The 12,286-nt window shown below is 68.5% G+C and carries 14 protein-coding genes; 9 read left to right on the top strand and 5 right to left on the bottom strand.

Annotation, left to right across the window (positions count from 1 at the left end; genetic code table 11):
• Positions 1-86: 86 nt before the first annotated feature.
• Both HHL10_RS25755 and HHL10_RS30775 read left to right on the top strand, forming a co-directional pair.
• Positions 87-1,244 carry a hypothetical protein gene (locus HHL10_RS25755; RefSeq protein ID WP_169163278.1) on the top strand — a complete coding sequence of 386 codons (1,158 nt, stop codon included), beginning with the start codon at positions 87-89 and terminating at the stop codon, positions 1,242-1,244.
• Positions 1,245-1,434: 190 nt separating this feature from the next.
• The gene (locus HHL10_RS30775) at positions 1,435-1,692 is read left to right on the top strand and encodes a PEP-CTERM sorting domain-containing protein (RefSeq protein ID WP_169163277.1); all 258 of its coding nucleotides are present in this window, start codon (positions 1,435-1,437) and stop codon (positions 1,690-1,692) included.
• Positions 1,693-1,778: 86 nt separating this feature from the next.
• Here the strand turns inward: HHL10_RS30775 and HHL10_RS31260 are convergent, their stop codons facing one another.
• From HHL10_RS31260 to HHL10_RS25735, 3 genes are read right to left on the bottom strand one after another with little or no spacing between them, the layout of a single operon-like run.
• Positions 1,779-3,164: a sensor histidine kinase gene (locus HHL10_RS31260; protein WP_169163276.1), complete on the bottom strand. Its 1,386-nt coding sequence runs from the start codon at positions 3,162-3,164 to the stop codon at positions 1,779-1,781.
• Positions 3,161-3,826, bottom strand: a complete 666-nt coding sequence (locus HHL10_RS25740; protein ID WP_169163275.1) for a response regulator transcription factor — start codon at positions 3,824-3,826, stop codon at positions 3,161-3,163. Before HHL10_RS25740 ends, HHL10_RS31260 begins: the two co-directional genes overlap by 4 nt.
• On the bottom strand, positions 3,823-4,152 hold the full coding sequence (locus HHL10_RS25735; protein ID WP_169163274.1) for a PepSY domain-containing protein: 330 nt from the start codon (positions 4,150-4,152) through the stop codon (positions 3,823-3,825). Before HHL10_RS25735 ends, HHL10_RS25740 begins: the two co-directional genes overlap by 4 nt.
• A 217-nt stretch (positions 4,153-4,369) precedes the next feature.
• On the opposite strand from HHL10_RS25735, the gene HHL10_RS25730 reads away from it, so the two are divergent.
• From HHL10_RS25730 to HHL10_RS25700, 7 genes are all read left to right on the top strand, one after another.
• A complete protein-coding gene (locus HHL10_RS25730; RefSeq protein ID WP_235971795.1) occupies positions 4,370-4,672 on the top strand; it encodes a PepSY domain-containing protein in 303 nt (100 codons plus the stop codon).
• 14 nt (positions 4,673-4,686) lie between these two features.
• On the top strand, positions 4,687-5,124 hold the full coding sequence (locus HHL10_RS25725; protein WP_169163272.1) for a hypothetical protein: 438 nt from the start codon (positions 4,687-4,689) through the stop codon (positions 5,122-5,124).
• 186 nt (positions 5,125-5,310) lie between these two features.
• Positions 5,311-6,537, top strand: coding sequence for an amylo-alpha-1,6-glucosidase (locus tag HHL10_RS25720; protein WP_169163271.1), 1,227 nt, complete (start codon positions 5,311-5,313; stop codon positions 6,535-6,537).
• Positions 6,538-6,740: 203 nt separating this feature from the next.
• Positions 6,741-7,913, top strand: a complete 1,173-nt coding sequence (locus HHL10_RS25715; protein WP_169163270.1) for an AAA family ATPase — start codon at positions 6,741-6,743, stop codon at positions 7,911-7,913.
• Positions 7,910-8,485: a DUF4276 family protein gene (locus tag HHL10_RS25710; RefSeq protein WP_169163269.1), complete on the top strand. Its 576-nt coding sequence runs from the start codon at positions 7,910-7,912 to the stop codon at positions 8,483-8,485. Before HHL10_RS25715 ends, HHL10_RS25710 begins: the two co-directional genes overlap by 4 nt.
• A 246-nt stretch (positions 8,486-8,731) precedes the next feature.
• Positions 8,732-10,795: a carbon starvation CstA family protein gene (locus HHL10_RS25705; protein WP_169163268.1), complete on the top strand. Its 2,064-nt coding sequence runs from the start codon at positions 8,732-8,734 to the stop codon at positions 10,793-10,795.
• Positions 10,792-11,049, top strand: coding sequence for a YbdD/YjiX family protein (locus HHL10_RS25700; protein WP_169163267.1), 258 nt, complete (start codon positions 10,792-10,794; stop codon positions 11,047-11,049). The genes HHL10_RS25705 and HHL10_RS25700 overlap by 4 nt, the downstream gene beginning before the upstream one ends.
• A gap of 20 nt (positions 11,050-11,069) precedes the next feature.
• On the opposite strand, the gene HHL10_RS25695 is transcribed toward HHL10_RS25700, so the two are convergent.
• Together HHL10_RS25695 and HHL10_RS25690 are read right to left on the bottom strand one after the other, a co-directional pair.
• Positions 11,070-11,891, bottom strand: coding sequence for an alpha/beta hydrolase (locus HHL10_RS25695; protein ID WP_169163266.1), 822 nt, complete (start codon positions 11,889-11,891; stop codon positions 11,070-11,072).
• Between the two features lie 7 nt (positions 11,892-11,898).
• Positions 11,899-12,240 carry an HNH endonuclease signature motif containing protein gene (locus HHL10_RS25690; protein ID WP_169163265.1) on the bottom strand — a complete coding sequence of 114 codons (342 nt, stop codon included), beginning with the start codon at positions 12,238-12,240 and terminating at the stop codon, positions 11,899-11,901.
• Between the last annotated feature and the right edge of the window lie 46 nt (positions 12,241-12,286).

Here is a 12,286-nt window from a genome sequence, read left to right as displayed (position 1 = left end):
CAGACCAGGCTCCTGCCAGGCGCCTATCTTTTTGCGGCGCGTCCACGCTTCACGGTGCGCGACTCTACCAATGACCGGAGGTTGAAATGGCACGCTGTCGCTCATGGCCTGGAGAGCAGAAAACCGGTTTTGCCAGCTCGGGCCTGATGGGGCTCGAAAGGCATTTTCTTGCCGTGCCGGCCCTCGCTCTCCTGCTTGGCGGCTGCGGCGGCGGCAGTGAACTTCCGATTTCCGGAAGGGAATTTCCGATGCAGGCCATGGCTGCTGCTTCAACCGCCGAAACACCGGTCGAAGCCATACCCCGCCCCATACCGATCACGGGTTACGACATCAAGCGCACGCCGGAGTCAGGGCTTTTCGGTTTTGAGCACGTCTATACAGGCACAAAAACGCCGACCGGAAGAAGCATTCTCGCGGGCACGTACAGGCTGCTCGACTATGCCGGCGGCAGCGGCACGTTGAACGATGGGATTTATCCATTCAGCGTCACTGCCGCGCACATGCTCAAGATCGGCACGGCCGACGATGGCCTCCCGGTCGCCCCCCTCATCACCATGTATCTCGGCCGCAAGGTGTTGATCACCAGCTTGAAAGCCTATCAAGGGCCGCTGCCCTCAGGACCGGATTTCTATGCGGGCGCCTTCATCAGCGCAACCTTCGAAATAGGCACGACTTCGGAAACAATACCCTTGGGGCGGGGATTCGGACCGACAAACTCCTTGGGATGGTTCGTGAACAGGGAGTTCATGCTGGCCAATACATCGCTGGGCACCATCCCGACGGACCGCATCGTTCTACGCGATTTCCTGGCGCTCATGCACAGGTACACGCTGCGCGAGTTCGAAATCGGCGAAATCGAGATCGAGGGCATTCCGCTCATCGATGTGAATATCGACATCAGGCCCGGAAATCCGCACAACAAGGTGAATCTTGCGAGCAACGGCAAGCTCCCGGTAGCCCTATTGTCTTCGCCCGATTTCGATGCGCCCAAAATGGTACAACCCGCCACCCTGCGATTCGGCAAGACTGGCGAAGAAATCAGCCTTTCCGCTTGCCCGACGGCGGTGGACCTCAACCACGACAAGCTGCCCGACCTGCTTTGCATGTTCAATACAGCCGCCACGGGCTTGAGCGCCAACGATGACAAAGCGATCCTAAAAGGCATCACCAGGACAGGAGAAATCCTGCGCTCGCAGGCCTCCATACAAACCAAGGATCAGAACATCCTTGATAAACAAAAATAAATCCTGTGCCCCATTCAATTCTGCCGCCGTTTCCGCAACCAAGAACCTGACATTTTCAGCGGCTCACGCCGGCACGGATATTTCCGGCGTCCCGTCTCACTCCAAGGGTTCATGAGGAGATCGACATGAAACAGGTGCTGCGCTGGATTGCCATGCTGCTTCTGCCGGCCGCCGCCGGGGCAGTTTGGCGGTGGTCTATCGCGACGGCGAAGGTCATGACCTGCAGGACCTCGTGGTCACGAACGAGCCGCAGTGGCAAATGCTTTTCGGCGGCAACGCCATCAACGACAAAGGCCAGATCGTGGGCATGGGCCGCCTGACGGACGGATCGGTGCATGCCTTTCTGGCCACGCCGGTGCCCGAGCCCTCGACCCAGGCGCTGCTGCTGTGCGGCACGGGTTTCCTGGGCATGGTCCTGTATCGCCGCCAGTCGCGGCGCCCGGCCTGAAAGCCTTGCGGCGGGTCCGGGCGCTTCGGCGCCGGATGGTGTGCCGCCCGGCAGCAGGCCGATTCTGCGCCGGCGACACCTCCGCCTCACCGCCGCGGCAAGCCCACCCGCGCCAGCAGCCCGCCCAGGGGCGACTTCTCCAGTTCCAGCCTCCCGCCATGCAGCTGCGCCAGCTCGTCCGCGATGGCGAGGCCGAGCCCGCTACCGGGCTGGCGCTCGTCCAGGCGCTGGCCGCGCTGCAGCGCCCGCTCGCGCTGCTCTGGCGCGATGCCCGGCCCGTCGTCGTGGATCTCGATGACCACCCTCTCCGGCGCGCCGGGCTGCGGCGCCACGCGCACCCGTACGCGCCACCGCGCCCACTGGCACGCGTTGTCCAGCAGGTTGCCCAGCAGCTCGTGCAGCGTCTCGGTGGGCACCGCCACCCGCGGCGGCTGCGGCGGCAGCTCGCGCTCCAAGCGCAGCGCCCGCGCCGCGTACAGCCGCTCCATCACGCGCAGCAGGTCGTCCAGCACGGCTGCCACCGGCGTGCCCGGACCGGCGCCGCGCGAGGCGTCCAGGGACTGCGCCGCGGCCCGCGCGCGCACCAGGTGCAGGTCCACCTGCCGCTGCAGCAGCGCCAGCTGGGCCCGAACCAGCTCGCCCTCCTCGCCCGGCCAGTGCACAGCGGCATTGCCGATCACGGCCAGCGGCGTCTTGAGCCCATGCGCCAGGTTGCCGGACTGCTCGCGCGCCTGCCGCACCAGCCGCTCGTTGTGGTCCAGCACGGCATTGAGGTCGGCCACCAGCGGCTGCACCTCGGCCGGATAGCGGCCCTCGATGCGGCTCGCCTCGCCGCCGCGCAGGCGCTGCAGCGCCACCTGCAACCGTCCCAACGGCGCCAGGCCGGAGCGCACCTGCAGCCCCGCCGCCGCCCACAGCGCCAGCGCCAGCACGCCCAGCGCGGCGCCGACCGTGAGGGCGTAGCTGCGCGTCAGGCCCTGCAGCCGCGTGACGTCGGCGCCCACGGCCACCACCACCGGCGCGTCCAGCCCGGCCAGCTCCACGCGCCGCGCCCACAGCAGCAGCGGCTGCGCGCCCGGGCCGGTACCGGTGAAGCGCCCGGTCTCGCCCGGCACCAGCTTCGGCCATTGCGCCGCCAGCGCCGGGGCAGGCAGCGCGTCCCACCAGGAACGCGAGCGCAGCGGCGGGCCGGCCGCGCCCTGCACCAGCCAGTACATCCCGCCCAGCGGCTGGTGGAAGGCCGGATCGGGCGGTTCGCGCCGCAAGCCCAACCGCGCGGCACCGGCCGCGCCCGGCTCCACCACCAGGCCGGCGATCAGCGCATCGAGCTGGCCGCGCGCGCGCTCGGCCAGCTCCTGCTCCACGTGATGCCGGAACAGCAGCACCAGCAGCACGCCCACCGCGGCCAGCCCCAGGGCGATCCACAGCGCGGCGGCCCACAGCAGCCGGCGGCGCAGCGAGACGCGGCTCACGCGGCGCCCGCGTCGATGCGCCAGCCCAGCCCGCGCACCGTGGCGATGAAGCCCGGCGGCAGCTTGCGCCGCAGCCGGGCGATGAACACGTCCAGCGTGTTGCTGTCGCGGTCGGCGTCCTGCGCGTACAGCTGCTCGTACAGCTCGGCGCGCGCCACCACGCGCCCGCGCTGGTGCATCAGGTAGGCCAGCACGCGGTACTCGTGCGCGGTCAGCGCCACCGGCTGGCCCTCCACCTCCAGCGCGCAGCCGCGCGTGTCCAGCCGCACCGCGCCGATGCCCAGCACCGGGCTGGCCAGGCCGCTGCTGCGCCGGATCAGCGCCCGCAGCCGCGCAATGAGCTCTTCCATCTGGAAGGGTTTGCCCAGGTAGTCGTCGGCGCCGGCGTCGATGCCCAGCACCTTTTCCTGCCAGCTGCCGCGCGCGGTGAGCACCAGCACCGGCACCGCCAGCCCGGCGGCACGCCACGCGCGCAGCACCGCCAAGCCGTCCTTGCCGGGCAGCCCCAGGTCCAGCACCACGGCCGCCAGGGGCAGCTCGCGGCCCAGATGCTCGGCGTCGATGCCGTCGGCCGCCACGTCCACCGTGAAGCCCGCCGCCTGCAGCGCCTGCTGCAGTTGCCGCGCCAGCGCGGGCTCGTCTTCCGCCACCAGCAGCCTCATCGTCCGGCTCCGGGCGCGGCGGGGCTGCTGACCGGCGCACGGCGGAACGCGGTTTCCAGCCGCGGCCCCTGCAGCGACAGCCAGCGGCCGTCGCGCGCATCCAGCTCGATCTCCAGGCGCCGGCCGTCAGGCAGCAGCCAGGTCAGCTCGTAGACCGGGACGCCGTCGTCCTCCTCGAATTCAACCTCCAGCATCCGCCCGGGCAGCAGGGCCGACACCTGCTGCACCAGCCGCTCCAGGGCCAGGATGCGCCCGCGGCTGCGCTCGGCCGCGGCGCGGTCCTGGCCGTCGCCCCGCGCCGGCGTGAGACAGCCCGTCATCAGCATGCACAACAGCGCCAGGACGAGGCGGCGCGCGCGGGCCTTCGGCGTGCGCAGCCGTGGACCAGGGAGCGGAAGTGGAGGTGGGACTTGGAGCGGCATAGACCGGGCAAGCGTAGCGCCGGCGGCATGAATGCCCGGTGAACGGCCAATTCATGCGCCGTTCATGCGGTGCCCGGCAGCCTCACGCCATGTCCAACCCTCTCCCGACATGGAAACGACCATGAACATCCTGAAGAGCTTTCGCCCCCTGGCCGCCGCCCTCCTCGCCACCGCCGCCATCGGCGCGCAGGCACAGACCGCGGCGTCCACGCCGGCCCCTGCCGCCCCGGTGCCGGCCCTGAGCATCCCGCAGGTCGTCGAGCGCCTGGCCGCGCGCGGCTACCGCGACATCACCGAGATCGAGCTGGAGGACGATGGCCATTACGAGGTCGAGGCCCGTGACGGCCAGGGACAGCGGGTCGAGCTGAAGGTTGACGGCCGCAGCGGCGAGCTGCTGGCGCAGCAAATCAAGGTGAAGCGCTGATGAGAGCCCACGCCATGAAATCGATCCTCTGGTTGACAACGCTGGTCCTGGCCCTGGCCTGGACCGCGGGCGCCTGGGGCCTGGCCTGGGCGGTGGAGTGGGCCGCGTCGCTGCCGGCCGCGGGCACGGCGCCGGCGCTGGCGCAGTGGGTCAGCGACTGGAGCGCGCCGCCCTGGCTGGCCTTCTGGATGGAGCTGGACCCGCAGGAGCTGCAGGCCGCGCGCGAGTTCGCGCTGTGGGCCCTGGAGCAGCTGCAGCACCCGGCAGCGGCCTTCCAGGCGGCGCTGCCCTTCCTGGTGCCGGCGCTGTGGGTGGCCTGGGCGCTGGGTTTGGCGCTGCTGGTGGTGCTGAGCGTGGCCGCGCAGTGGGGCCTGCGGCGCCTCGGCCGCATGGCCGCCGCCGCACGGGGGCCGCGGCCTCGTTCCGAAGGGGGAAGCGTGCCGGCGGCTTGAACCCCAGCATGGCGCCAGGCAACGGAGACAGCATCCGGAGCCGCCGCGCCGGGGCGTGCGTTTGTCACGAGGGGGTGCGGGCCGCTGCGAACTGGCGGGTGATCGCCCGCCAATTGAGCGCATGGCCCCGCACCGGCCGCGCGACCATCCCGCTCCACCATGCTGCCCGCAGAGCCAGAGAAAGCCATGTTGACCCTGAAGGACGCCCTCCATCCCGAGCTGCCGAGCTCCCATGACACCGGCGCCGCCGAGCTGCTGGAGCGCTGCCGCCAGGAATCGCTGGCCCTGCTCAGGCGCAACTGCACCGCCGGCGGCGTGCTGGCCGCCACGCCCGGGGCGATGGCCGAGTCGCGCAGCTACACCCGCGTCTTCGGCCGCGACGCCGCCATCTGCGTGCTGGCCATGGCCGGCAGCGGCGATGCCGAGCTGGAGGCCGGCGCCGTCGCCAGCCTGGAGGCGCTGGCGCGCGGCCAGGCGCCCAACGGGCAGATTCCCAAGTACGTCGATCCGGCCGGCAGCGAGGCCGACTTCTGGTACTTGGGCTGCATCGACGCCACGCTGTGGTGGCTGATCGCGGTGGACCACGTGCGCCGCCATTCCAGCGATCCGGCGCTGAAGGCGCGCTGGCAGCCCGAGGTCGAGAAGGCGATCCGCTGGCTGCAGGCCCAGGAGCACCAGCGCTTCTTCCTGCTGCAGCAGAACGAGGCCAGCGACTGGGCGGACATCATGCCCCGCTCGGGCTACGTGCTCTACACGAACGCGCTGTGGTTCCGCGTCAAGTCGCTGTACGAGCTGCCGCAGTGGGAGGAGACCCGTTACCACTTCAACCACCTGTTCCACCCCTTCCACCGCGAGTTGCCCGAGTACCGGCGCAGCCGGCTGATGGGCCACTACGCGCGGCGCGGCAAGGGCAGCCCGGGGCTGTACCTGAGCTTCGTGAACCTCTCCTTCGCCGGCGACGAGGGCGACGTGTTCGGCAACGTGCTGGCGGTGCTGTACGGCCTGGCGGGCGACTCGATGGCGCAGCAGGTGCTCAAGACGCTGCAGGCCGGCGGCGCGGGCGCGCCCTACCCCGGCCGCGCGGTGCTGCAGCCCATCCACGAGGAGCACGAGCTGTGGCGCCAGTACATGGCGCGGCACCAGCAGAACCACCCGCACCAGTACCACAACGGCGGCATCTGGCCCTTCATCGGCGGCTTCTGGGTGATGGCGCTGGCGCTGCTGGGCCAGCGCGAGTTCGCGCGCGGGGAGCTGGTGAAGCTTGCCGCCGCCAACGCCGCGGCCGGCTGGCGCTTCAGCGAGTGGTTCCACGGCCGCACGCTGCAGCCCTGCGGCATGGCGGGGCAGAGCTGGAACGCGGCGGCGTTTCTCATTGCCCAGCAGGCGGTGGAGGGCGGGCGCTTCAGCATGTGAGGCGGGGCGCACGCGCCAAGCGGGCGAAAGGCGCGGTTTTGATCCAATGGGAAGGCGCCTGCACCAAGAAACGGACATTTGCACGGGTATCATCCTTGCCGCCATTGGTCAATGAATAACTGCCAAGCAGGCATACGTTGGTGTAAATAGGCTGCCAGTGTTTGCCGGACGGCAGGGCTCAATGGGCTGCCAAGGATGATGCCGTGCAAATCGAATCCATAGAGATTGAAAATTACCGCGTATTTCGCCGCGCCAAGTTGGAGAACCTGCCGCGATTGGTGACGCTGGTTGGCGCCAACGGCACCGGAAAATCAACGCTGTTCGATGTCTTTTCCTTCCTGAAGGAATCCCTGTCTCAGAACGTCGGTCGGGCCGTGATGCGGCGCGGCGGGCTGAAAGAGCTCATCAGCCGTGGATCGACAGGGCCGCTGCAAATCAGCCTCAAGTTCAGGGAGTCCGGCGGGCGGCTGGCCACCTACGAGATTGCCGTTGGCGATCGCGATGGGCGCATTGTCGTCGAGCGCGAAGTGCTCAAATTCCGCCGGGGCCAGCGCGGAAAGCCTTGGCATTTTGTTGACTTTTCCTGCGGCAAAGGCACGGCCATCACCAATGAATCCGCTTACGGGGATCTGGGCGCCAGTGAGGAGCGCGCAGAATATGCATTGGACGAACCGGATATCCTAGCCATCAAAGGTTTGGGACAATTCAAAGAGTTCCGAGTTGTTTCCGAGTTTCGCTCGCTGATTGAAAGCTGGCAAATCTCTGACTTTCATATTGCAGAAGCACGTCCGAGCAACGAGGATGGATACTCCGAACACCTTTCCACGCGCGGCGACAATGTGGCTCAGGTGGCACAGTATCTCTACACCTACCACCGAAAGCAATTCGACCATATTCTGGAGGTCATGGCGAGCCGGGTGCCTGGCGTGGAAAAGGTCGAGGCCAAGCCAACTGAAGACGGGCGTCTAGTACTGCGCTTTCAGGACGGCAGCTTCAAAGACCCGTTCATCGCCCGTTACGTGTCAGACGGCACGATCAAAATATTTGCCTATCTCGTGCTCCTGCACGATCCCAAGCCTTTCCCATTGCTCGCCGTTGAGGAACCTGAGAACCAGTTGTACCCGGAACTTCTGCCAGAGCTTGCCGAGGAGTTTCGAGCCTATGCCCGCCGCGGCGGCCAGGTTTTCATATCAACGCACTCTCCTGATTTCTTGAATGCGCTGAAGCTTGAGGAAGTTTATTGCCTCAAGAAAATCTCTGGATTCACCACCATCAGCCGCGCAGTCGACTCCGAAAATTTACGTTCCTTGTACGAGGCAGGCGATCTACCAGGTTATCTCTGGAAGCAAGGGCTGTTTGAAGGGCTGAATCAATGATGGGAAGAATTATTTTCCTGGTTGAAGAGCCTTCAATGAAAATACTTCTGGACGAGCTGCTCCCGCGGCTCATTCCCGGCTGGGTCGTCAATCAGCACTTTCAATGTGTGAAGCATGAAGGCAAGAGCGATCTGGACAGAAGCATCCCCATAAAGCTCAGAGCTTGGAAGGAGCCGGGCGTCAGATTCGTGATCGTCCGCGACAACGACAACCAGGACTGCGTGGCACTGAAACAGCGTCTGGTGACCATGTGCCGGGATGCGGGGCGTTCCGAAGCCATCGTGCGGCTGGTTTGTCAGGAACTGGAGAGCTGGTATCTGGGTGATCTCGGTGCGTTATCCAGGGCCTACGATGGCGCCAAATGCGATACGGCCGCCATGCGCAAGCGCTACACGGACCCGGACAGTTGGCAAAAACCTTCGGTGCAAGTGGAGCAATTGATTCCCGAGTTCAGCAAGCAAAACGGCGCTCGCCGCATGGCACGCCATTTGTCGATGAAGAACCGCTCCCGCAGCTATCTCACCTTCCTGAGCGCGGTTCAGGCTGCGGCCCAGGGCGCTGCCCACGGCTGAGCCACGACAGCAGCCGCCGGCCGTGGCAGGTGCAGCTGCGACCAGGAAACGCCGACGAGCGCAGTGCCGGCTGTCAGTTCCTGTGCCTGTGCTTGCTTGGTGCCTACATCTTCGTTCTCGGTTTCCCGTGCACGCCGTTTGCCCCGCTCCTCCAGCGACCCGCGCCTGACCCGCCGCGGGCCCGTGCCCCGCCCTGGCCGCACGCCCCGCGCCCGGCCTCCGCGCAGTTCTTGGAGGAGAAGCGTCGTGAACAAGCTTGCATCCCTGCTCCTGTGGCCGGTGGTGGCCATCCTGGGCGCCTTTTCGTTCGCCACGCTGGCGCTGCACCGCGGTGAGTCGGTCAACGCCGTGTGGCTGGTGACGGCGGGCCTGAGCGTCTACTTCATCGCCTACCGCTTCTATTCCAAGTTCATCGCCGACAAGGCGCTGCGCCTGGACGACACCCGTCCCACGCCGGCCCTGCGCCACAACGACGGGATGGACTACGTGCCCACCAACAAGTGGGTGCTCTACGGCCACCACTTCGCCGCCATCGCCGGCGCGGGCCCGCTGGTCGGTCCGGTGCTGGCGGCGCAGATGGGCTATCTGCCCGGCACGCTGTGGATTCTCAGCGGCGTGGTCATCGCCGGCGCGGTGCAGGATTTCATCGTGCTCTTCGCCTCGGTGCGCCGCGACGGCAAGTCGCTGGGCGAGATGATCAAGATGGAGCTGGGCCCGCTGGCCGGGACGCTGGCCTCCATCGGCGTGCTGGCGATCATGATCATCATCCTGGCGGTGCTGGCGCTGGTGGTGGTCAAGGCGCTCACGGGCAGCCCCTGGGGACTTTTCACCATTGCCGCCACCATCCCCATCGCGCTGCTCATGGGCGTGTACATGCGCATCATCCGCCCCGGGCGCGTGGGCGAGGCCTCGGCCTTCGGCGTGGTGCTGCTGCTGGCCTCCATCTTCCTGGGCCGCGTGGTGGCCGAGAGCCCGACCTGGGGCCCGCTGTTCACGCTCACCGGCACGCAGCTGGCCTGGGCGCTGATCATCTACGGCGCCGTCGCCGCCAGCCTGCCGGTGTGGCTGATGCTGGCGCCGCGCGACTACCTCAGCACCTTCCTCAAGATCGGCACCATCGTGGCGCTGGCGCTGGGCATCTACTTCGTCGCGCCGCTGCTGTCCATGCCCAGCACCACCCGCTTCATCGACGGCAGCGGCCCGGTGTTCAGTGGCAAGCTGTTCCCCTTCCTGTTCATCACCATCGCCTGCGGCGCGGTGTCGGGCTTCCACTCGCTGATCTCCTCGGGCACCACGCCCAAGATGGTCGAGAAGGAGTCGCACATGCGGCTCATCGGCTTCGGCGGGATGCTCACCGAGAGCTTCGTGGCGCTGATGGCGCTCACCGCCGCCTGCGTGCTGGACCCGGGCATCTACTTCGCGATGAACGCGCCCGCGGCCGTGATCGGCACCACCGCCGCCAACGCCGCGCAGGTCATCTCCGGCTGGGGCTTCACCATCACGCCGGAGGTGCTGACGCAGACGGCGAAAGACATCGGCGAGAGCACCATTCTCTCGCGTGCCGGCGGCGCGCCCACGCTGGCCGTGGGCATGGCGCAGATCCTGGGCCAGGCCTTCGGCGGCAAGGCCATGGAGGCCTTCTGGTACCACTTCGCCATCCTGTTCGAGGCGCTGTTCATCCTCACCGCCGTGGACGCCGGCACGCGCGTGGGCCGCTTCATGATCCAGGACATGCTGGGCCACGTGTACAAGCCCTTCGGCAACACCAACAACCTGCCGGCCAACCTCGTCGCCACCGCGGCCTGCGTGGCGCTGTGGGGCTACTTCCTGTACCAGGGCGTGGTGGACCCGCTGGGCGGCATCAACACGCTGTGGCAGCTCTTCGGCGTGGGCAACCAGATGCTGGCCGGCATCGCGCTGCTGCTGTGCACCAGCGTGCTGGTGAAGATGAAGCGCGAGCGCTACGTGTGGATCACGCTGGTGCCCACGGCGTGGCTGCTGGTGACCACGCTCACCGCGGGCGTGCAGAAGATCTTCCACCCCTCGCCCACCATCGGCTTCGTGGCACTGGCCCGCAAGTTCAGCGACGCCGCCGCGCAGGGCACGGTGCTGGCGCCGGCCAAGAGCATCGAGGAGATGCAGCGCGTGGCCTTCAACAACTACCTCGACGCCGTGGTGTGCGGCTTCTTCGTGCTGCTGGTGCTGGCGATGTGCGTGTTCGCGCTGCGCATCTGCACCCAGGCGCTGCGGCAGTCCAAGCCCACCGCGCACGAGATCCCGCCGGTGGCGACGCGTGGAGCGCCGGTATGAGCGCGCGGCCCGAAGCGCAGAACCCCGCGCCGGCACGCGATAGCGCCGACGGCGACGCCTTCACCAGCCTGGCCACGCGCTGGCGCAGCGTGTGCTCGGCCTGCCGCCAGGTGTTGGGCATGCCCGACTACGAGCGCTACCTGGCCCATGCCGCCGCGCGCCACCCCGGCGCGCCGGTGCTCACGCGCGAGGAGTACAGCAAGCGCGCCATCGACCGGCGCTACGGCGGCGGGGGCGGGATGCGCTGCTGCTGAGCCGGCTCCGGGACGGCGGCTCAACGCGCCGCCTCGTCCAGCGCCGCGCCGAGGGCCTCGCGCCACCAGGCCGCATCGAGGCGCTCCGGCCAGTCGTTGTGGCCGCCGCCTTCGATGACCAGCAGCCGCTTCGGCCCTTCCAGCGCGGCGTACAGCGCCCGGCCCAGGCGCGCCGGCACGATGCGGTCGTGCTCGGCCACGGCCACCACCACCGGGCGGCCGAAACCCGCCAGGTAGGCCACGCTGTCGTAGCCGTCGCGCAGCAGCCAGCGCACCGGCAGCCAGGGGTAATGCAGCGAAGCCACGTGCGCCAGCCGGTCCCAGGGCGTGATCAGCAGCAGCCCGGCGACGATGTCGCGCCGGCCGGCCGCCGCCCCGGCGGCGACGGCGGCGCCCAGGGACTCGCCGACCACCAGCAGCGGGCCCGCGAAGGCCTCATGCGCCCGCGCCAGCGTTGCCTGCGCATCCGCCACCAGGCTGGCCTCGCCCGGCGCGCCGCCGCGCGGGCCATAGCCGGGATGCTCGGCCAGGATCACGCGCCAGCCCTGCGGCACCAGCGCCTGCGCGAAGAAGGCGCGGTGCCCGGCATGCCCGGCGTTGCCGTGGAACACCACCACCGTGCCGCGCACCGTGCCGGCCGGCTCGGCGACGAGGCCTCTGAAATCCTGCGCCGAGGGCCAGGCCCGCAGCCCGTCCACGGCCAGGCGCTCCACCGGCGCGCGGTCCGGGATGTAGAGCAGCCGGTCCTGCCAGCGGTAGATGGCCGCCAGGAACAGCAGCGCGACGACGGCGAGCAGCAGCAGCGTGGTCACGAGCCTTCCCGGGAACGCGCGGGACGCCATGGCGGGCTCAGCGCCGGCGCCGCGGGCGGATGGTGCGGTCCCAGTACTCGGGCGGCTTGGTCGCCACCCAGGCCACGAAGTCGGCGATCTCCGGATGCGCGCGCAACGCCGCCCAGCTGTGGAAGCGCCGCGCCAGCTCCTTCTCGCTGAAGGTCGCGTGGATCTTGCGGTGGCAGATGCGGTGCACCAGCTGCGTGTCCTTGCCGCCCTGGCTGCGCGGCACCAGGTGGTGCTCGTCGGACGTGGGTCCGGGCACGATGGGCCGCCCGCACAGCGGGCAGGACGGCGGCGCCTCGGGGGCCGCGGTGACGAAGGGTTGTCCGGTGCGCAGGTGTCTCTTGCCGACCATGCCCGGTTTCTAACCCAGGCCGCCGGGCCCTGGCCGGCACAGGGCC

It is taken from the genome of Azohydromonas caseinilytica (genome assembly GCF_012927045.1).
GTDB lineage: Bacteria > Pseudomonadota > Gammaproteobacteria > Burkholderiales > Burkholderiaceae_C > Azohydromonas > Azohydromonas caseinilytica.
The sequence above is the reverse complement of the archived record's forward strand: the minus strand, read 5'-3'. Positions and strand labels throughout refer to the sequence as shown.

Coding starts and splice junctions, on each gene's coding strand:
- HHL10_RS25725 (WP_169163272.1), top strand. CDS start 4,687: ATGAAATCGATCCTCTGGTTGACAACGCTGGTCCTGGCCCTGGCCTGG.
- HHL10_RS25720 (WP_169163271.1), top strand. CDS start 5,311: ATGTTGACCCTGAAGGACGCCCTCCATCCCGAGCTGCCGAGCTCCCAT.
- HHL10_RS25730 (WP_235971795.1), top strand. CDS start 4,370: ATGAACATCCTGAAGAGCTTTCGCCCCCTGGCCGCCGCCCTCCTCGCC.
- HHL10_RS25755 (WP_169163278.1), top strand. CDS start 87: ATGGCACGCTGTCGCTCATGGCCTGGAGAGCAGAAAACCGGTTTTGCC.
- HHL10_RS25700 (WP_169163267.1), top strand. CDS start 10,792: ATGAGCGCGCGGCCCGAAGCGCAGAACCCCGCGCCGGCACGCGATAGC.
- HHL10_RS25690 (WP_169163265.1), bottom strand. CDS start 12,240: ATGGTCGGCAAGAGACACCTGCGCACCGGACAACCCTTCGTCACCGCG.
- HHL10_RS25695 (WP_169163266.1), bottom strand. CDS start 11,891: ATGGCGTCCCGCGCGTTCCCGGGAAGGCTCGTGACCACGCTGCTGCTG.
- HHL10_RS25740 (WP_169163275.1), bottom strand. CDS start 3,826: ATGAGGCTGCTGGTGGCGGAAGACGAGCCCGCGCTGGCGCGGCAACTG.
- HHL10_RS25710 (WP_169163269.1), top strand. CDS start 7,910: ATGATGGGAAGAATTATTTTCCTGGTTGAAGAGCCTTCAATGAAAATA.
- HHL10_RS25735 (WP_169163274.1), bottom strand. CDS start 4,152: ATGCTGATGACGGGCTGTCTCACGCCGGCGCGGGGCGACGGCCAGGAC.